Source organism: Streptomyces corynorhini (genome assembly GCF_003346515.1).
Classification (GTDB): domain Bacteria; phylum Actinomycetota; class Actinomycetes; order Streptomycetales; family Streptomycetaceae; genus Streptomyces; species Streptomyces corynorhini.
Map to the genome: position 1 here is coordinate 13,473 of NZ_QQNA01000098.1, position 18,349 is coordinate 31,821.

At 72.3% G+C, this 18,349-nt stretch carries 16 protein-coding genes; 10 read left to right on the top strand and 6 right to left on the bottom strand.

Annotated elements, in window-relative coordinates; genetic code table 11:
- Positions 1-151: 151 nt before the first annotated feature.
- Together DVH02_RS13960 and DVH02_RS13965 are read right to left on the bottom strand one after the other, a co-directional pair.
- Positions 152-1,696, bottom strand: a complete 1,545-nt coding sequence (locus DVH02_RS13960) for a sensor histidine kinase (protein WP_114624126.1) — start codon at positions 1,694-1,696, stop codon at positions 152-154.
- Positions 1,693-2,355 (bottom strand): response regulator transcription factor, encoded by a 663-nt coding sequence (locus tag DVH02_RS13965; RefSeq protein ID WP_114624127.1) that lies wholly within the window; start codon positions 2,353-2,355, stop codon positions 1,693-1,695. The genes DVH02_RS13960 and DVH02_RS13965 overlap by 4 nt, the downstream gene beginning before the upstream one ends.
- Positions 2,356-2,481: 126 nt before the next feature.
- Between DVH02_RS13965 and DVH02_RS13970 the strand changes: the two genes are divergently transcribed.
- Positions 2,482-3,183, top strand: coding sequence for a PepSY domain-containing protein (locus DVH02_RS13970; RefSeq protein ID WP_114624128.1), 702 nt, complete (start codon positions 2,482-2,484; stop codon positions 3,181-3,183).
- A 128-nt stretch (positions 3,184-3,311) separates the two neighbouring features.
- Here the strand turns inward: DVH02_RS13970 and meaB are convergent, their stop codons facing one another.
- Both meaB and DVH02_RS13980 read right to left on the bottom strand, forming a co-directional pair.
- Complete coding sequence (meaB, locus tag DVH02_RS13975) at positions 3,312-4,271, bottom strand: methylmalonyl Co-A mutase-associated GTPase MeaB (protein ID WP_114624129.1); 960 nt, start codon at positions 4,269-4,271, stop codon at positions 3,312-3,314.
- A 59-nt stretch (positions 4,272-4,330) separates the two neighbouring features.
- Complete coding sequence (locus DVH02_RS13980; RefSeq protein WP_114624130.1) at positions 4,331-5,530, bottom strand: acetyl-CoA C-acetyltransferase; 1,200 nt, start codon at positions 5,528-5,530, stop codon at positions 4,331-4,333.
- A gap of 180 nt (positions 5,531-5,710) precedes the next feature.
- Between DVH02_RS13980 and mce the strand changes: the two genes are divergently transcribed.
- The 7 genes from mce (at position 5,711) to DVH02_RS14015 (ending at position 15,271) form a co-directional block, all read left to right on the top strand.
- Positions 5,711-6,139, top strand: coding sequence for a methylmalonyl-CoA epimerase (gene mce, locus DVH02_RS13985; RefSeq protein ID WP_114624131.1), 429 nt, complete (start codon positions 5,711-5,713; stop codon positions 6,137-6,139).
- A 159-nt stretch (positions 6,140-6,298) separates the two neighbouring features.
- Positions 6,299-10,015, top strand: a complete 3,717-nt coding sequence (scy, locus tag DVH02_RS13990) for a polarized growth protein Scy (protein ID WP_114624132.1) — start codon at positions 6,299-6,301, stop codon at positions 10,013-10,015.
- Between the two features lie 114 nt (positions 10,016-10,129).
- Entirely contained in the window at positions 10,130-11,068 is a 939-nt protein-coding gene (locus DVH02_RS13995; protein WP_114624133.1) for a coiled-coil domain-containing protein, read from the top strand.
- A gap of 149 nt (positions 11,069-11,217) precedes the next feature.
- Positions 11,218-12,216 (top strand): ABC transporter ATP-binding protein, encoded by a 999-nt coding sequence (locus DVH02_RS14000; RefSeq protein ID WP_114624134.1) that lies wholly within the window; start codon positions 11,218-11,220, stop codon positions 12,214-12,216.
- A 2-nt stretch (positions 12,217-12,218) separates the two neighbouring features.
- The gene (locus tag DVH02_RS14005) at positions 12,219-12,998 is read left to right on the top strand and encodes an ABC transporter permease subunit (RefSeq protein ID WP_114624135.1); all 780 of its coding nucleotides are present in this window, start codon (positions 12,219-12,221) and stop codon (positions 12,996-12,998) included.
- Positions 12,999-13,172: 174 nt separating this feature from the next.
- Positions 13,173-14,372: an ABC transporter ATP-binding protein gene (locus tag DVH02_RS14010; RefSeq protein WP_114624136.1), complete on the top strand. Its 1,200-nt coding sequence runs from the start codon at positions 13,173-13,175 to the stop codon at positions 14,370-14,372.
- Positions 14,369-15,271, top strand: a complete 903-nt coding sequence (locus DVH02_RS14015) for an ABC transporter permease subunit (RefSeq protein ID WP_114624137.1) — start codon at positions 14,369-14,371, stop codon at positions 15,269-15,271. The genes DVH02_RS14010 and DVH02_RS14015 overlap by 4 nt, the downstream gene beginning before the upstream one ends.
- Before the next feature lie 31 nt (positions 15,272-15,302).
- Here the strand turns inward: DVH02_RS14015 and DVH02_RS14020 are convergent, their stop codons facing one another.
- Complete coding sequence (locus DVH02_RS14020) at positions 15,303-15,632, bottom strand: ATP/GTP-binding protein (protein WP_114624138.1); 330 nt, start codon at positions 15,630-15,632, stop codon at positions 15,303-15,305.
- 208 nt (positions 15,633-15,840) lie between these two features.
- Here DVH02_RS14020 and DVH02_RS14025 point away from each other — a divergent pair, with 208 nt between their 5' ends.
- The gene (locus tag DVH02_RS14025; RefSeq protein ID WP_114624139.1) at positions 15,841-16,980 is read left to right on the top strand and encodes an LLM class flavin-dependent oxidoreductase; all 1,140 of its coding nucleotides are present in this window, start codon (positions 15,841-15,843) and stop codon (positions 16,978-16,980) included.
- 87 nt (positions 16,981-17,067) lie between these two features.
- Here the strand turns inward: DVH02_RS14025 and DVH02_RS14030 are convergent, their stop codons facing one another.
- The gene (locus DVH02_RS14030) at positions 17,068-17,460 is read right to left on the bottom strand and encodes an SCO5389 family protein (RefSeq protein ID WP_114624140.1); all 393 of its coding nucleotides are present in this window, start codon (positions 17,458-17,460) and stop codon (positions 17,068-17,070) included.
- A gap of 214 nt (positions 17,461-17,674) precedes the next feature.
- Here DVH02_RS14030 and nucS point away from each other — a divergent pair, with 214 nt between their 5' ends.
- On the top strand, positions 17,675-18,346 hold the full coding sequence (nucS, locus tag DVH02_RS14035; RefSeq protein WP_199566277.1) for an endonuclease NucS: 672 nt from the start codon (positions 17,675-17,677) through the stop codon (positions 18,344-18,346).
- Positions 18,347-18,349: the final 3 nt, after the last annotated feature.

Here is an 18,349-nt window from a genome sequence, read left to right on the forward strand (position 1 = left end):
CGTGCCGGGACCGGCCCGCGCCGGAGATGCCGGGTGCCGGGTCCGCCGAGGATGCCGTGGATGCCGGGATGTCGGAGATCCCGGGGATGCCGGGAGGCCGTGGATGCCGGGATGTCGGAGATCCCGGGATGCCGGGGATGCCGGGACGGCCTCAGTCGGCCGCGGGCAGCCGCAGCTCGAACAGGGCGCCGCCCCGCTCCGCGCGGCCGGCCGTGAGCGTACCGCCGTGCCGCTCGGCCACATCGCGGGCGATGGCGAGACCGAGCCCGGCACCGCCGTCGTCGCGGCTGCGGGCGTCGTCGAGCCGTACGAACCGCTCGAAGACCCGCTCACGCTCCGCCTCCGGCACCCCGGGACCGTCGTCGGCGACCGCGAGCACAACCGTGGCGCCCGACCGCCGCACGGACGCGGTGACCGAACCGGCGGCGTGGCGCTGCGCGTTGTCCAGCAGATTGCCCAGCACCCGCGCCAACTGGCCACTCGATCCCGCCACTTCCGCCCCCGGCCGCACATCGAGAACGACCGGGCAGCGGTCCGCGGTCCGCTGCGACACCTCCTCGTGCGCCAGAGCGCCCAGATCGAACCGGGCGGCACGCACGGGCCGCTCCCCCGCGTCCAGCCGGGCCAGCAGCAGCAGATCGGCCGCGAGCCGCTGAAGCCGTACGGTGTCCGCGACCGCGCCGGGAACGTCCAGCAGCGCCGGATGCGCCTCGCCCACCTCCAGCTGGGTACGGAGCGAGGCGATCGGGCTGCGCAGCTCGTGCGAGGCGTCCGCGACGAAGCGGCGCTGCCGCTCCACGGACGCCTCCAGCGCCGTGAGCGTCTCATTGGTCGTACGGGCCAGCCGCGCCACCTCGTCGTGCGTGGCGGGCTCCGGCACCCGTCGGGACAGGTCCTCGGAGGCGGTGATGGCCGCCAGCTCGCGCCGGATGCCCTCGACGGGCCTGAGCGCCCGACGGGTCATCAGCCAGGTCACTCCCCCGACGACCAGCAGCAGGACGGGCAGCCCCGCCAGCATGGCGAGCCCGGTGGTGCGCACGGCGCTCTGCCGGTCCGCGAGCGGGGCGCCCGCCTGGACGAGGACCGTCTCACCGGCCCGGTCGGTCGCCTCGATCGTCGCGAAGCGGTAGTCGGCGCTGTCACCGTCCACCGTGGCGCTGCCCGAGCCGTACGTGGTGGTGTCGCCGATCTCGCCGACGGCGGGGTCGTCGTCGTCCCCGTCGCGGCCGTCCCCGTCTCTGCCGTCCCCGTTCCTGTCGCGGCCGTCCGCTTCGTCGTCCCCTTCGGCCTGCCGGGAGCCGGAGGCGGTGCCGCCCGCGCCCGGCCTCGCGGTGGCCCTCTCCCCTGCCGCGCGGACCCCGGTGCCGCTGATCCGTTCCAGCCCCTCACCGGCCACCAGCAGCCGGCCGTCCTCGTCGGTCACCCGCACCGGGTGGTCCTCCTCGTCGGGCAGTTCGAGGTCCGCGTACGCGACCCGGTCCGGGACCTGGGAGGCGATGTCCAGCGCGACCTCGCGCGCGGCCCTGTCGGCCTGCCGGTCCGCCTGCTCCGTGAGGTTCGAGCGCAACGAGAGGAGCACCGCGAGGCCGGCGGCCACCAGCGCGACCGCCACCACGGCCGTCGCGCCGAGGGACGCCTTGGCGCGTACGGAGCCGAACCGGCGGCGTCCCACCAGGCGTCCCACAGGGCGTCTCATGACGCGACCAGCCGGTATCCGGCACCGCGCACCGTCTGGATCGCCGGGGCGCCGAGCTTGCGCCGCAGCGCGCTGATGTAAACCTCAATGATGTTCGGGTCACCGTCGTAGGCGAAGTCCCAGACGTGCTCCAGGATCCACTGCTTGCCGACCACCTCGCCCGCCCGCACCGCCAGCTGCTCCAGTACGGCGAACTCCTTCGCCGTCAGGGCCACCTCGGTCTCCTCCCGGAAGACCCGGCGGGCCGCCGTGTCGATGCTCAGCGCCCCGACGCGCAGCACGGGCGAGGCGCCGGGGGACCCGCGTCTGCGCAGCAGCGCCCTGACCCGGGCGACGAGCACGACGTACGAGAACGGCTTGGTCAGATAGTCGTCGGCGCCCGTGTCGAGCCCCTCCGCCTCGTCGTACTCGCCGTCCTTCGCGGTGAGCATCAGGATCGGTACGTCGTGCCCGGCGGCGCGCAGGGCCGCGCAGACCCGGTAGCCGTTCATGCCGGGCAGCATGATGTCGAGCACGACGAGGTCGTGGACGCCCTCACTCGCGCGGTGCAGCCCTTCGAGGCCGTCGTGCACGACATCGACGGCGAAGCCCTCGGCCCGCAGTCCCCCGGCGAGGGAGACCGCGAGCCGCTTTTCGTCCTCCACGATCAGCAAGCGCATGCCCTCAGCCTGCCAAACAGAACCTGAAGACCGCTTCAGCCGGCTTCAGGTGGCCTTCAGCCTCCGTGGGACACATTGAGAACCGGATCGACACGGATCACACCGACCGACTCGGGAGGACCCCTCATGAAGCTGAAGCTCGCCATCTCCGCGATCACCGCGGCGGTGCTGATCGGCGGCGGCACCTACACGGCGCTCGCCGCCTCGCACGGCACGGACAGCACGGACAGCACGGACAGCGCTCGGGCGGAGCGGTCGGATCGGGCACCGGCCGCCGACGGCCCGGCCGCCGACGGCCCGGCCGCGACGCCCACGGCGGCGACCGCGCCCGGCGCCCGCGGGGAACTCACCGCGGGCGAGGCGGTGGCCGCGGCGCTCGCGAGGTTCCCCGGCGCCGTGTCCTCCGTCGAGCGGGACGACGACCGCGCCGGCCGCTGGGAGGTCGACCTGTTCGGCGCGGACGACGTCCGGCGCGAGCTGACGGTCGACGCGGCCGACGGCACGGTGCGCGTGGACCGCGCGGGCCGGGACGACGACGGGGACGACGACGCCCGGGACCGTGCCGCGCTGCGCGCCGCCGCCGTGGACGTCCGGCAGGCCGCGGTCGCCGCCCTCGCCTCCGTACCGGGCACCGTGACGTCCGCCGAGATCGACGACGCCCCGGGCGCCCGCTGGGAGGTCGAGGTACGCGGCGAGGACGGACGTGAGCACGAGCTGAACGTCGACGCGCGGACGGCGAAGGTGACGGCGGACCACGACGGCGACCACGACGACCGAGACGCCCACGACGACCACGACGGCGACCGAGACGCCCGCGACGACGACTGAGGCGCGGCTCCCCGGCCCGCACGCGACGGACGGCCCCGCGCGGGACGCATGAGGTGCGCGGGGGACGCGGGACGCCTCGGGGGAGGTCCTGACGGGCGCCAGGACCTCCCCCGAGGGCCGCGGACCGGTCAGCGCCCGCCCGTGACCCCCGCCACCAGCTCGTCGGCCGCCGCGTACGGGTCGAGGTCACCCGCCACGATCCGCTCGGCCAGGGCGTCCAGCCTGCGGTCCCCGTGCAGGTCGGCGATGCGCGCGCGCAGGGCGGTGACGGCGAGGGTCTCCACCTCGTGGGCGGCGCGCCGGGTACGGCGGGCGGTCAGCACGCCGTGCTCCTCCATCCAGGCACGGTGCTTCTCCAGCGCCTGGACGACCTCGTCGATGCCCTCGCCGCGCGAGGCCACCGTCTTGACGATGGGCGGGCGCCAGTCGCCGGGGCCGCGGGACTCGCCCAGGGCGAGCATGTGGTTCAGCTCGCGGGCCGTGGCGTCGGCGCCGTCCCGGTCGGCCTTGTTGACCACGTACACATCGCCGATCTCCAGGATGCCCGCCTTCGCCGCCTGGATGGAGTCGCCCATGCCCGGGGCCAGCAGGACCACCGAGGTGTCGGCCTGGGCCGCGATCTCGACCTCCGACTGGCCGACCCCTACGGTCTCCACCACGATCACGTCGCACCCCGCCGCGTCCAGCACCCGGATCGCCTGCGGCGCCGCCCTGGCCAGACCGCCCAGATGGCCCCGGGTGGCCATGGAGCGGATGTAGACGCCGGGGTCGGAGGCGTGCTCGGACATCCGTACCCGGTCCCCGAGGAGCGCGCCGCCGGAGAACGGCGAGGAGGGGTCGACGGCCAGCACCGCGACCCGCCTGCCCGCGCGCCGGTACGCGGAGATCAGCGCCGAGGTCGAGGTCGACTTGCCCGCTCCCGGCGGCCCGGTCAGCCCGATCACGTACGCGTTGCCCGCGAAGGGCGCGAGCGCCGCCATCACCTCGCGCAGCCGCGGGGACGCGCCCTCCACCAGCGAGATCAGCCGGGCCACGGCGCGCGGCCTGCCCTCCCGTGCCTGGGCGACCAGCTCGGGGACGTCCTGCATCACAGCTCCCACAGCTCCCGTCGGTTCGGTACGTACCGTATGCGCTGGGCGGTACGCGCCTATCCGGCGACCCGGACGATCAGCGCGTCGCCCTGGCCGCCGCCGCCGCACAGCGCGGCCGCGCCGGTCCCGCCGCCGCGCCGCTTCAGCTCCAGCGCCAGATGCAGCACGATCCGGGCGCCCGACATGCCGATCGGATGGCCGAGGGCGATCGCGCCGCCGTTCACGTTCACCTTTTCCGGGGATACCCCGAGGTCCTTCATTGACTGCACGGCGACCGCCGCGAACGCCTCGTTGATCTCGATCAGGTCGAGGTCCTCGACGCCGATGCCCTCCTTCTCCAGTGCGTGCCGGATCGCGTTCGACGGCTGGGACTGGAGCGAGTTGTCCGGGCCCGCCACATTGCCGTGCGCGCCGATCTCGGCGATCCAGTCGAGCCCCAGCTCGACCGCCCTGGCCTTGCTCATCACGACGACCGCCGCCGCGCCGTCGGAGATCTGCGAGGCCGTACCGGCCGTGATCGTGCCGTCCTCGGCGAACGCGGGCCGCAGCCGCCCCAGGGACTCGGCGGTCGTCTCAGGACGGATGCCCTCGTCCTCGGCGAAGACCACCGGCTCGCCCTTGCGCTGCGGGATCTCGACCGGGGTGATCTCCGCCTCGAAGACACCGTTCTTGCGGGCCGCCGCGGCCCGCTGGTGGGAGAGCGCGCCGAACTCGTCCTGCGGCAGCCGCTCGATGCCCAGGCGTGTGTTGTGGTGCTCCGTGGAGGCGCCCATCGCGATGTTCTCGTAGGCGTCGGTCAGCCCGTCGTGCGCCATCGAGTCGAGCATCTCGATCGCGCCGTACTTGTACCCGGCGCGGGACTTGGGCAGCAGATGCGGCGCGTTGGTCATGGACTCCTGGCCGCCCGCGACGATCACGTCGAACTCCCCCGCCCTGATCAGCTGGTCGGCCAGCGCGATCGCGTCCAGACCGGAGAGACAGACCTTGTTGACGGTGAGCGCGGGCACGTTCATCGGGATGCCGGCCTTGACGGCGGCCTGACGGGCCGGGATCTGCCCGGCCCCGGCCTGCAGCACCTGCCCCATGATCACGTACTGCACCTGGTCGCCGCCGATACCGGCCCGCTCCAGCGCCGCCTTGATGGCGAAGGAGCCGAGGTCGGCGCCGCTGAAGGGCGTGAGGGAGCCGAGGAGCCGCCCCATCGGGGTACGGGCGCCCGCGACGATCACAGAGGTGGTGGTGTTCGATCCAGACATGAGACGCGATCCCCTTTGTGTGGAGCGTGCGGCACGAGGGCGGGAGCGGCGCCTCGCGACGCCGCCGCGTGAACGATGGTTCACTTCAAATGTACTGACCGGCACCGCTCCGGGTCACCCGGCGGTGCGTGTGACGGCGCGCACGTTGCGTAATCGCCCCCGTAGCGCTGCACTGTCTGCATGCTGACGCGAATCGACCACATCGGAATCGCCTGTTTCGACCTCGATGCGACCGTCGAGTTCTACCGGGCCACGTACGGCTTCGAGGTGTTCCACACCGAGGTCAACGAGGAGCAGGGCGTACGCGAGGCCATGCTCAAGATCAACGAGACGTCCGACGGCGGGGCTTCCTACCTTCAGCTCCTCGAATCCGTAAGGGAGGATTCGGCCGTGGGGAAATGGCTGGCGAAGAACGGCGAGGGCGTGCACCACATCGCGTTCGGCACCGCCGACGTGGACGGGGACGCCCAGGCCGTGCGTGACAAGGGCGTACGCGTCCTCTACGACGAGCCGCGCACCGGTTCCATGGGCTCGCGCATCACCTTCCTCCACCCCAAGGACTGCCACGGAGTCCTCACGGAACTCGTCACCTCCCGCCCGGAGCACTGACCTTAAGGATTCCCGGCCCGGTACAGTGGGGCGCTCCGGGCCGGGGCCGGGCCGGGGCCGCGCCCCTGTCGATGATCTGTCACCATTCCCCGGGGGACCGTTCGCCGAGAGCGGTGCTCAATTGGGCAGTTGCGACCAGGGGACGGATGGGACCGCGCAGTGCGGGGCTACGAACGCCAGGAGAGCCACCGAGCTGACGACGACCACCTTTCGCGGTTCGAAGCCGAGATGGACCGGCTGAAGACCGCGCGGGAGAAGGCCGTCCAGCACGCCGAGGACCTCGGTTATCAGGTCGAGGTCTTGCGCGCCAAGCTTCACGAGGCGCGCCGCAGTCTGGCGACCCGCCCGTCCTATGACAGCGGCGACCTCGGCTATCAGGCCGAACAGCACCTGCGCAACGCCCAGATGCAGGCCGAGCAGATGCGCGCGGACGCCGAGCGCGAGCTGCGCGAGGCGCGCGCCCAGACCCAGCGGATCCTCCAGGAGCACGCCGAGCACCAGGCGCGGCTCCAGGCCGAGCTGCACACGGAGGCCGTGCAGCGCCGCCAGCGGCTCGACCAGGAGCTGGCGGAGCGCCGGCAGACCGTCGAGTCCCACGTCAACGAGAACGTCTCCTGGGCCGAGCAGCTCAGGGCCCGTACGGAGTCGCAGGCCAGGCGGCTGCTCGACGAGTCGCGCGCCGAGGCCGAGCAGGCGCTGGCCGCCGCGCGCGCGGAGGCCGCCCGGGTCGCCGAGGAGGCACGCCGTCGGCTGGGCTCGGAGGCCGAGTCGTCCCGCGCCGAGGCCGAGGCGATCCTGCTGCGGGCCCGCAAGGACGCCGAGCGGCTGCTGAACGCCGCCTCGGCGCAGGCGCAGGAGGCCGCGGGCCACGCCGAGCAGCTGCGCTCGTCCACGGCGGCCGAGTCCGACCAGGCCCGCCAGCAGGCAGCGGAGTTGAGCCGCGCCGCCGAGCAGCGGATGCAGCAGGCGACGGAGCGGCTGCGCGAGGCGCGCGCCGAGGCCGAGAAGGTCGTCGGGGAGGCGAAGGAGGCCGCCGCCAAGCGGCTGTCCGGCGTCGAGTCGCAGAACGAGCAGCGCACCCGTACGGCCAAGTCCGAGATCGCCCGGATGGTCGGCGAGGCCACGCAGGAGGCGGAGGCCACCAAGTCCGAGGCCGAGCAGGCGCTCGCCGACGCCCGCGCCGAGGGCGAGAAGCTCGTCGCCGACGCCGCCGAGAAGGCCCGTACGGTCGCGGCGGAGGACACCGCCGCCCAGCTCGCCAAGGCCGCCCGTACCGCCGAGGAGGTGCTGACCAAGGCGTCCGACGACGCCCAGGCCACCACCAGGGCGGCGAGCGAGGAGGCCGAGCGGATCCGCCGCGAGGCGGAGGCCGAGGCGGACCGGCTGCGCGGCGAGGCCGCGGAACAGGCCGACCAGCTCAAGGGCGCCGCCAAGGACGACACCAAGGAGTACCGGGCCAAGACCGTCGAGCTGCAGGAGGAGGCCCGCAGGCTGCGCGGCGAGGCCGAGCAGCTGCGCTCCGAGGCGGTCGCCGAGGGCGAGCGGATCCGCGGCGAGGCGCGCCGCGAGGCCGTCCAGAACATCGAGGAGGCGGCGAAGACCGCCGAGGAGCTGCTCGCCAAGGCCAAGGCGGACGCGGACGAGCTGCGCTCCGGTGCCACGACCGAGAGCGAGCGGGTCCGCACCGAGGCCATCGAGCGCGCCACCACGCTGCGCCGGCAGGCCGAGGACACCCTGGAGCGCACCCGCGCCGAGGCCGAGCGGCTGCGCGCGGAGAGCGAGGAGCAGGCCGAGGCCACCACCTCCGGCGCCGAGAAGGCCGCCGCCGAGCTGCGCGAGGAGACCGAGCGCGGCGTCGAGTCGCGCAAGGCCGAGGCCGCCGACGAGCTGACCCGGCTGCACACCGAGGCCGAACAGCGGGTCGTCTCCGCCGAGGAGGCGCTCGGCGAGGCCCGTACCGAGGGCGAGCGGATCCGCCGGGAGGCCGCTGAGGAGACGGACCGGCTGCGCGCGGAGGCGGCCGAGCGGGTCCGTACGCTCCAGGCGCAGGCCGAGGAGGAGGCGCGGCGGCTGCGCACCGAGGCCGCCGCCGACGCCGCGCAGGCGCGCGCGGAGGCGGAGAGCGCCGCGGTACGGCTCCAGTCGGAGGCCGCCGCGGAGGCGGAGCGGCTCAAGACCGAGGCGCAGGAGAGCGCCGACCGGACCAGGTCCGAGGCGGGGGCCGCGGCCGAGCGGGTCGAGACCGAGGCCGCGGAGGCGCTGGCCGCCGCGCAGGAGGAGGCCGTACGCCGCCGCCGCGAGGCCGAGGAGACGCTGAGCGCCGCCCGCGCGGAGGCGGACCAGGAGCGCGAGCGCGCCCGCGAGCAGAGCGAGGAGCTGCTCGCGTCGGCCCGTAAACGGGTGGAGGACGCGCAGACCGAGGCGCAGCGGCTGGTCTCCGAGGCGGACTACCGGGCCACCGAGCTGGTGGCGGCGGGCGAGCAGACCGCCCAGCAGGTACGGGACTCGGTCGCCGGTCTGCAGGACCAGGCCGAACAGGAGATCGTCGAGCGGCAGGCCGCCGCCGAGCAGGCCGCGGACCGGGTGCGGACCGAGGCGCAGGACGAGTCCGACCGGGTACGGGCGGACGCGTTCGCGGAGCGGGAGCGCGCCGCCGAGGACGCGAACCGGCTGCTCGTACGGGCGCAGGAGGAGACGGACGCGGCGCAGGCGCTGGCCGAACGCACCGTCAACGAGGCGATCGCGGAGGCGGAGCGGTTGCGCTCCGAGACCGCGGAGTACGTGCGACGGGTGAGGACCGAGGCGTCGGACTCGCTCGCCTCCGCCGAGCAGGACGCCTCACGCGCCCGCGCGGAGGCCCGCGAGGACGCCAACCGGATCCGGGGCGAGGCGGCGGTGCAGGCCGACCGGCTCATCGCGGAGGCCGGCGGCGAGTCCGAGCGGATGCGCGCCGAGGCCGCCGAGACGGTGGGCGCCGCCCAACAGGCCGCCGAGCGGCTGCGGTCGGAGGCGGCGCGGCTCACCTCGGAGAGCGAGGCGGCGGCCGAGCGGGTCAGGACCGAGGCGCAGGAGGAGACGGACTGGCTGCTGGACGAGGCGCGCAAGGACGCGGCGAAGCGCCGCTCCGACGCGGCCGAGCAGGCCGACCAGCTCATCAACAAGGCCCAGGAGGAGGCGCTCAACGTCGCCACCGAGGCCGAGGCGCAGGCCGACCGGATGGTGGCGGTGGCCCGCAAGGAGGCCGGCCGGATCTCCTCGGACGCGACGGTCGAGGGCAACTCCCTGGTGGAGAAGGCCCGTACGGACGCGGACGAGCTGCTGGTGGGCGCGCGCCGGGACGCCACGGCCATCCGGGAGCGCAGCGAGGAGCTGCGGGCCAGGACCGAGGCCGAGGTCGAGCAGCTCCACGAGCGGGCGCGCCGGGAGACGGCCGAGCAGCTGCGCACCGCGGGCGAGCGCGTCGACAATCTGATGAAGGCGGCGAGCGAGCAGCGGGCCGAGGCCGACGAGAAGGCCAAGGCGCTGGTCGCGGACGCCAATTCGGAGGCGAGCAAGGTCCGGATCGCCGCGGTGCGCAAGGCGGAGGGGCTGCTCAAGGAGGCCGAGCAGAAGAAGGCCGATCTCACCCGGCAGGGCGAGAAGTCGCGCGCCGACGCCGACCAGGAGGCGAAACGGATGGTCGAGGAGGGCCAGCGCGAACTCGACATCCTGGTGCGCAGGAGGGAGGACATCCAGGCCGAGATCTCCCGAGTCCAGGACGTGCTGGAGGCGTTGGAGTCGTTCGAGTCGCCGTCGGGTCCCGCGAAGGACAATGCCGTCAAGGCGGGCGCCACGGCCGGAACCACCCGTTCGAGTGGCAAGTCTTCCGACAACTAGCCACTCAAAAGGCTGGACATTCTCCAGATCAAACCGACATCCGCTCGATGACACGCCGCTTAGGCCCCTAGGATTCCCCCTATCACCTCACCGGTCTCATTCGACAGGAACCCCATGAGCGACACTTCCTCCCCATTCGGCTTCGAGCTCGTGCGGCGTGGTTACGACCGCGGTCAGGTGGACGACCGCATTACCAAACTCGTCGCCGACCGTGACAGCGCGCTGTCCCGCATCACCGCACTCGAAAAGCGCATCGAGGAACTCCATCTCGAAACGCAGAACGCCCAGGCACAGGTCACCGACGCGGAGCCGTCGTACGCCGGCCTCGGCGCCCGCGTGGAGAAGATCCTCCGTCTTGCCGAGGAGGAGGCGAAGGACCTGCGCGAGGAGGCCCGTCGCGCGTCCGAGCAGCACCGCGAGCTGGCCGAGTCCGCGGCCCAGCAGGTGCGCAACGACGCCGAGGCGTACGCCACCGAGCGCAAGGCGAAGGCCGAGGACGAAGGCGTCCGCATCGTCGACAAGGCGAAGGGCGACGCGTCCACGCTCCGTTCGGACGCACAGAAGGACGCGCAGTCCAAGCGCGAGGAGGCGGACGCGCTCTTCGAGGAGACCCGCGCCAAGGCCGCCCAGGCCGCCGCGGACTTCGAGACGAACCTCGCCAAGCGGCGTGAGCAGTCGGAACGCGACCTGGCGTCCCGTCAGGCGAAGGCCGAGAAGCGGCTGGCGGAGATCGAGCACCGCGCCGAGCAGCTGCGGCTGGAGGCCGAGAAGCTGCGCACGGACGCGGAGCGCCGGGCCCGGCAGACCGTCGAGACGGCCCAGCGTCAGTCCGAGGACATCGTGGCCGACGCGAACGCGAAGGCCGACCGGATCCGCAGCGAATCGGAGCGCGAGCTGGCGGCGCTCACCAACCGCCGCGACTCGATCAACGCGCAGCTGACCAACGTCCGCGAGATGCTCGCCACGCTGACCGGAGCCGCGGTGGCCGCCGCCGGTACCCCGGCCGACGACGAGCCGATCTCGCGCGGGGTCCCGGCTCAGCAGTCCCGCTGAACCGACGGCTCCGCTCGTTACGGGCGCACCGGCCCTGCTCACGGGGCAGCCGTACGGTCCGCGGTCGGTCCGTACGATTACGTAACGATCGTGCAAGCCCCTCGTCACTCCGGTGGCGGGGGGCTTTGTGCGCCTTTAGGTTGGGCCGCATGATCGAGGTAACGGGGCTCACCAAACGCTACGGTCGCAAGGTCGCCGTGAACGATCTCTCCTTCACGGTGAGACCCGGAGTGGTGACGGGTTTTCTGGGACCCAACGGCGCGGGCAAGTCGACGACGATGCGGATGATGCTCGATCTGGACAACCCGACGAGCGGCTCGGTCAAGATCGACGGGAAGCACTACCGGGAACTCTCCGAGCCGCTCAAGCACATCGGCGCGCTGCTGGAGGCCAAGGCCATGCACGGCGGACGCAGCGCCTACAACAATCTCCTCTGTCTCGCGCAGAGCAACCGCATTCCGGCGAGCCGGATCACCGAGGTGCTCGACATGGTCGGGCTGACATCGGTGGCGAAGGGCAAGTCGAAAGGTTTCTCCATGGGGATGGGGCAGCGGCTCGGTATCGCGTCCGCGCTGCTCGGCGACCCCGAGATCCTGATGTTCGACGAACCGGTCAATGGTCTGGACCCGGAGGGGATCCACTGGATCCGCAATCTGATGAAGGGGCTCGCGACGGAGGGCCGTACGGTCTTCGTCTCCAGTCATCTGATGAGTGAAATGGCTCTGACGGCAGACCATTTGATCGTGATCGGGCAGGGCAGGCTGCTGGCGAACACGTCGATGGCCGACTTCATCCACGAGAATTCCCGCAGCTTCACCCGGCTGCGCTCTCCGGACCGCGAGCGGGTGAAGGACGCCCTGGACGAGGCGGGTATCACCGCGGTCGAGGGGACCGGCGGAGTGCTGGAGATCGACGGGGTGGAGCCCGAACGGCTCGGTGAGCTGGCCGCGCGCCACGGCATCGTGCTGCACGAGCTGAGTTCCCAGCGCGCCTCGCTGGAGGAGGCGTTCATGCGGATGACGGCGGAGTCGGTCGAGTACCACGCGCACACGGGCCCGGACGGCGGCGGGGCGCCCGCGACGGGCTGGGGTTCGCCGGGGTGGGGCACGCCCGCCGGTGGCGGGAACGACCAGGGCAAGGGGGCCTGAGCATGGCATCGGTACCGGCGGTCCTCCAGTCGGAGTGGACCAAGATCCGTACGGTTTCCTCCACGACCTGGACCCTGATCAGCGCCCTGGTGGTGACCGTGGCCCTGGGCGCGGCGCTCTCCGCGCTGCTCAACTCGCAGTTCGGCGATCTGGGCGCGGCGCAGCAGGCCACCTTCGACCCGACGTACACCAGCTTCTCCGGGATGGTGCTCGGGCAGCTGGCGATGGTGGTCTTCGGCGTGCTGGTGGTCGGCTCCGAGTACAGCTCGGGCATGATCCGCACCTCGCTGGCCGCCGTGCCGCAGCGCGCCACGTTCCTCTTCGGCAAGATCCTGGTGGCCGGGGTGCTGGCGCTGGCGGTCGGGCTGCTGACCGGCTTCCTGTCGTTCTTCCTCGGCCAGGCGCTGCTGGGCGACCACGGTACGGGCATCGGCGAGCCGAACGTGCTGCGCGCGGTGATCGGCAGCGGCCTGTACATGGCGCTGATCGCGGTGTTCTCGATGGGCGTCGCGGCGATGCTGCGCAGCTCGATGCTGGCGCTCGGCATCCTGATGCCGTTCTTCTTCCTGGTCTCCGGAATCCTCTCGGCGGTCCCGGGCGCCAAGGACGTCGCCCACTACTTCCCGGACCAGGCCGGATCCCGGATCATGCAGGTCGTGCCGGACGCGCTGAACTCCTCGGACCGGCCGTACGGGCCGTGGGGCGGGCTGGGGATCATGGCGCTCTGGGTGGTGGCGGCGCTGGTCGGCGGCTACCTGGTGATGCGGAAGCGGGACGCGTAGCGCGGGCGCGCGGCGCGGCCGGCCGGGAGACCCCGGTACGGCCGCGCGGCGACGCTCCGCCGTAACGACTTGGCCGGAACCGTCAGCGCCCGGATATCCTCCTTACTCTTACGGGGGCTTTCGGTCGGACCCGGCCACTGCCCCGACGACCTGACCTGTCGATGGGGCTGGAGAATGATCGAGGCGATCGGCCTGACCAAGCGCTACGGCGCCAAGACGGCCGTGCACAACCTTTCCTTCCAGGTACGGCCCGGCCATGTCACCGGGTTCCTCGGTCCCAACGGCTCCGGCAAGTCGACGACGATGCGCATGATCCTCGGTCTTGACCGGCCGACCTCGGGGCATGTGAGCGTCGGCGGTCACCCGTTCCGCGCGCTGCCCAACGCGCCGCGCCAGGTCGGCGCGCTGCTCGACGCCAAGGCGGTGCACGGCGGGCGCAGCGCGCGCAACCATCTGCTGTCGCTGGCGCAGCTCTCCGGCATCCCGGCCACCAGGGTGGACGAGGTGCTCGGCGTGGTCGGTCTCCAGGACGTCGCGCGGAAGCGGTCGAAGGGCTTCTCGCTCGGTATGGGGCAGCGGCTGGGCATCGCGGCGGCGCTGCTCGGCGACCCGCGGGTGCTGCTGTTCGACGAGCCGGTCAACGGTCTGGACCCGGAGGGGATCCTCTGGGTGCGCAATCTGATGAAGCAGCTCGCGAACGAGGGCAGGACCGTCTTCGTCTCCTCGCACCTGATGAGCGAGATGGCGGTGACCGCCGACCATCTGATCGTGATCGGCCGGGGGCAGCTGCTGGCCGACATGAGCGTCAAGGACTTCATCTCCGCGAACTCGGCGGACTTCGCCCGCGCCCGGACCCCGGACGGCGACCCGGGGCAGCGCGAGAAGCTGGCGGCGGTGCTGACCGAGGCCGGCGGCCAGGTGCTGACCGAGCCGGGCGGTGCGCTGCGGATCACGGAGCTGACGCTGCCGCGCATCAGCGATCTCGCGTATGACGCCGGGGTACGGCTCTGGGAGCTGTCACCGCACCAGGCGTCACTGGAGGAGGCGTACATGCGGATGACGCAGAGCGCCGTGGACTATCGTTCGACGGCTGATGAACTGGCCGGTTTTGAACCCCCGCACGCGGGTTACGGGGCGGGTTCGCAGGGGTACGTGACGCCGGTCGTGCCCGAGGTGCCGCAGCAGGGCTGGTACGCCCCGCCGCCGCCCGGACAGAACCCGTACGCCGCCGCCGCGCCCCGGGCCGCCCAGGGGGCGCCCGGAGCGCCCGCGCAGGCACCCGCACCGCCACCGGCGCACGCGCCCGCGCCCGCCACGGCCCCCGCGCCCGCCACCGGTCCCACGAAGAGCGACACCGACGAGGACGCCCGATGACGACCCCGTACCAGCAGGGCCCGCGGCCCGGGTACCAGCAGGGCCCGCACTCCGGCCCCCCGCAGCCGCACGGCCACGCGCCTGGCGACGGTTCCTTCGGATACACCTCGCCGATCCCGGCCCGGCCCACTCATCTCGGCGACGCCGTGGCCTCGGAGTGGACCAAGATCCGCTCCGTGCGGTCCACCATGTGGACGCTCGGCGTGATGGTCGCGCTGATCCTGGGGATAGGGCTGCTGACCGCGGCGGCGGTCGCCGCCACGAGCGACGACGTCGGCAACGAGAACGTTCTCATTCTCGGATTCTTCGGTGTCCTGCTCGCCACCATGTGCGTGATCACGCTGGGGGTGCTGGTCATCTCCTCCGAATACGGCACGGGCCTGATCCGTTCGACCCTGACCGCGTGCCCCAGCAGGGGCCGGGTACTGGCGGCGAAGTCGCTGGTCTTCTCCCTGGTCGTCTTCGTGGTCTCGACGGTCACCACGCTGGTCACGGGCGCGCTCCAGGTCGCCGTCCTGGACGGCCGCTCCCCCACCGGTGAGGAGTGGTTCCGTTCGACCGTGGGGGTCAGTCTCTATCTGGCGGTGCTCGGGCTGCTCTCGCTGGCGGTCGGCGGGCTGATCCGGCACTCGGCGGGCGCGATCACCGTGATGATCGGGCTGGTGCTGCTGCCGCTGGTCATGGCGATGTTCATGCTCTCGGAGTCGCTCACCTGGCTGCGCGAGGCCATGTTCACCTACAGCATCCCGGCCCAGCTGTCGGTCTTCTACGGCAGTGACGTCAGCCTCGACTCCGTCGGCTCGGGGCCGCGGGGCTGGGAGCCGCTGTGGATCATGCTCGTGGTGACGGCGGTCGCGATGGTGGGCGCGTACTTCTCGCTGGACCGGCGCGACGTCTGAGCCGGTCAGGGCCGTCGGCGGACCGGCGCCGTCAGTACCTCGGCCCGTTGCGGGACCGCTGCACCCGCGAGGTGCGGCGGTCCTTCGCCTTCCAGCACGCCTGGTGCCAGTGGCGCCGGTCGTCCACCCCGCCGTACTCGGGCCAGGCCACCACATGGGGCACCGAGGAGGGAATCTCCTGGTCGCACCCCGGGCAGCGGTACCGTTTGCCCGCGGCACTTGCCCCGGCCACGTGACGGACTGACCAGTTCTCGCCCTGCCATGTTTCGGATCTCTGGAAGCCGCCGTACCGCTCCCCCGTCTCCGCGGCGGGCTCGGTCGGACTCTCGCCGCCTCGGGGGCGGTTGCGGCGCGGGGACACAGGACACCTCACGGGACAGACGGCACGATCCGCCCCAGCCTACGGCTCCCGGCACCGGGTACACGTCCCGCGCGGCGCGAATCCCCCGATACGCAGAAGGTACTTACCGGACAATCGCAAGACTTTTACGTTTGGCCGTGCCTTTGGCACGTGTCAGACGTTGTTGCCGGTAGGGGGAGTCGCGTCGGCCGCAAGGAGGCAGAAGGCGATGCGTGTTGGAGCTTTTGTACTGGCCGCCCAGTTCCCGGGCCAGGGACAGGGGGAAGCCCTGCACCGGGCGGTGCGCACCACCGAGCTGGCGGAGGAGTCCGGGCTCGACTCGGTCTGGCTCGCCGAGCACCATTTCGTGCCGTACGGCGTCTGCCCGTCCGCCGTGACCCTGGCCGGGCTGCTCCTCGGCCGTACGCGACGCATCAGGGTGGGTACGGCGGTCAGCGTGTTGCCGAACGTACATCCGGTGGCGCTCGGGGAGCAGGCGGCGCTGCTGCATCTGCTGTCCGGCGGACGGTTCACGCTCGGGGTGGGCCGGGGCGGGCCCTGGGTCGACCTGGAGGTGTTCGGGACCGGCCTGAGGGCCTATGAGCGGGACTTCCCCGAGTCCCTCGGCCTGCTGCTGCGCTGGCTGCGCGAGCCGCGCGTGTCGGCCGACGGGGACCGGTTCGGCTTCCGCGAGGTCCCGGTCGTGCCCCGGCCCGACGAGCTGCTCGCCCCGGACCCGGACGCCCGGCCGGGCACCTGCCGCGCGGTCGGCTCCGGGGAGCCGGGCCGCGCGGGCGGCAAGGACCGACCCGGCGGTACGGACGGTAAGGACGGACCCGGCGGACCCGGCGGACCCGAGACGATCATGGCCTGCACGTCACCCACGAGCGTGAAGCTGGCCGCCGAGCACGGGCTGCCGATGCTGCTGGGGATGCACTGCGGCGACGAGGAGAAGGCGGAGATGGTCGCCCTCTGGCGTCGGCACGCGCGCGCGGCGGGCCGCCCGGCGGCGCAGATCGAGCGGGCCGCGCACGTGTCGGCCGGGGTGGCGCAGATCGCGGACCACCAGACCGAGGCCAGGGAGACCCTGGTCAAGGCGATGCCGGGCTGGCTGCGCCAGGGGCTCGGCGCGCATGTGACCGTCGACGGCAGGGAGCGCACGATGCGCGACCCCGTCGCGTACACCGAGCTGCTGTGCGGCCTGCACCCGGTGGGGCGGCCCCGGCTGGCGGCGGACCGGCTGGCGGCGACCGCGGAGCGTACGGGCATCACCCGGTTCGCGCTGCTCGTGGAAGGCTCGGGCGATCTCGCCTCGACGGAGGAGAACGTGCGGCGCCTGGGGGCCGACGTACTGCCGCTCCTCATCTGACCGGGCCGGGCCGGGACCACACCCGTGACCCGGCTGCCGCTCCGGCCCCGCGACTGCTCTCACGGTATGGAGCGGCAGCAAGAGGCTTCAGCAGTCCCGGAGTTCGGGTGACTGGTTGAGCAGCTGGGCCCTCACCGAGGTGAAACGGGCGAGCCGCTCGTCGACCGAGGCGTCCAGTGGAAACACCGCGACACGGTGGCAGTTCTGGAATGCGAGCCGCACTCCGAAATGTCGCTGAAGAGCGCCACGAATGGCATCACTGGCAAGCGCGCGCAGCAGCTGACCGCGTGCCTGCTCGTCCGGCGGGGGCGTCTGGTTGTCGGCGAACTGTCCACCGTCCACCTTCAGCTGAGCCACCAGAGAACTGATCATCTCCCATGCGTAGGGCAGGGAGGTCCGGACGCAGTCGACGAAAGCCGCTTCGTCGACCTCGCCTCGCTCGGCCTGATCCAACAGCGCCGGTGAGACGTCGAGCGACATGGGTTCTCCTCTCGCGACCCCGGAGAAGCCGGGGCCTTACGGGCAGGGAAGGAGGCGACGACGACGCAGCGTGCACGACCGGCGACCTCCTGCATCCACGTTAGGCGTGCCGCCCCGGCCGCACCAGGAGAATGGGACCACAACCGGCCAATAACGAACGGGGCTTCCGGGGCGAATCGCGCGGGGCGCCGACGGTCGAGTAGCGTTGCCGACCATGCGTCTCGTCATCGCCCGCTGCTCCGTCGACTACGCGGGCCGCCTCACCGCCCATCTGCCCTCCTCCCCCCGCCTCATCCTGGTCAAGGCCGACGGCAGTGTGTCGATCCACGCCGACGACCGGGCGTACAAACCGCTCAACTGGATGTCTCCGCCGTGCACGCTGAAGGAGGGTGTGGACGACGAGGCCGGCGTATGGACCGTCGTCAACAAAGCGGGCGAGAAATTGATCATCACCATGGAAGAGGTCCTGCACGACTCCTCCCATGAGCTGGGTGTCGACCCGGGCCTGATCAAGGACGGCGTGGAGGCCCACCTCCAGGAACTGCTCGCCGACCGGATCGAGACACTGGGCGAGGGCTACACCCTGATCCGCCGCGAATACCCGACGGCGATCGGCCCCGTGGACATCCTGTGCCGCGACGCGGACGGCGCGACGGTGGCCGTGGAGATCAAGCGGCGCGGCGAGATCGACGGTGTCGAGCAGCTCACCCGCTATCTGGAACTCCTCAACCGCGACCCGCATCTGGCCCCGGTCCGTGGGGTGTTCGCGGCTCAGGAGATCAAGCCGCAGGCCCGGGTGCTGGCGACGGACCGGTCCATCGGATGCGTCGTCCTGGACTACAACGGCATGCGCGGTATCGAGGACGACAAGCTGCGGCTGTTCTGAGAG

Excerpts from the sequence above, each read along its gene's own strand:
- DVH02_RS13960 (WP_114624126.1), bottom strand. The coding sequence starts at position 1,696 with ATGAGACGCCCTGTGGGACGCCTGGTGGGACGCCGCCGGTTCGGCTCC.
- DVH02_RS13965 (WP_114624127.1), bottom strand. The coding sequence starts at position 2,355 with ATGCGCTTGCTGATCGTGGAGGACGAAAAGCGGCTCGCGGTCTCCCTC.
- DVH02_RS13970 (WP_114624128.1), top strand. The coding sequence starts at position 2,482 with ATGAAGCTGAAGCTCGCCATCTCCGCGATCACCGCGGCGGTGCTGATC.
- meaB (WP_114624129.1), bottom strand. The coding sequence starts at position 4,271 with ATGCAGGACGTCCCCGAGCTGGTCGCCCAGGCACGGGAGGGCAGGCCG.
- DVH02_RS13980 (WP_114624130.1), bottom strand. The coding sequence starts at position 5,530 with ATGTCTGGATCGAACACCACCACCTCTGTGATCGTCGCGGGCGCCCGT.
- mce (WP_114624131.1), top strand. The coding sequence starts at position 5,711 with ATGCTGACGCGAATCGACCACATCGGAATCGCCTGTTTCGACCTCGAT.
- DVH02_RS13995 (WP_114624133.1), top strand. The coding sequence starts at position 10,130 with ATGAGCGACACTTCCTCCCCATTCGGCTTCGAGCTCGTGCGGCGTGGT.
- DVH02_RS14000 (WP_114624134.1), top strand. The coding sequence starts at position 11,218 with ATGATCGAGGTAACGGGGCTCACCAAACGCTACGGTCGCAAGGTCGCC.
- DVH02_RS14005 (WP_114624135.1), top strand. The coding sequence starts at position 12,219 with ATGGCATCGGTACCGGCGGTCCTCCAGTCGGAGTGGACCAAGATCCGT.
- DVH02_RS14010 (WP_114624136.1), top strand. The coding sequence starts at position 13,173 with ATGATCGAGGCGATCGGCCTGACCAAGCGCTACGGCGCCAAGACGGCC.
- DVH02_RS14015 (WP_114624137.1), top strand. The coding sequence starts at position 14,369 with ATGACGACCCCGTACCAGCAGGGCCCGCGGCCCGGGTACCAGCAGGGC.
- DVH02_RS14025 (WP_114624139.1), top strand. The coding sequence starts at position 15,841 with ATGCGTGTTGGAGCTTTTGTACTGGCCGCCCAGTTCCCGGGCCAGGGA.
- DVH02_RS14030 (WP_114624140.1), bottom strand. The coding sequence starts at position 17,460 with ATGTCGCTCGACGTCTCACCGGCGCTGTTGGATCAGGCCGAGCGAGGC.
- nucS (WP_199566277.1), top strand. The coding sequence starts at position 17,675 with ATGCGTCTCGTCATCGCCCGCTGCTCCGTCGACTACGCGGGCCGCCTC.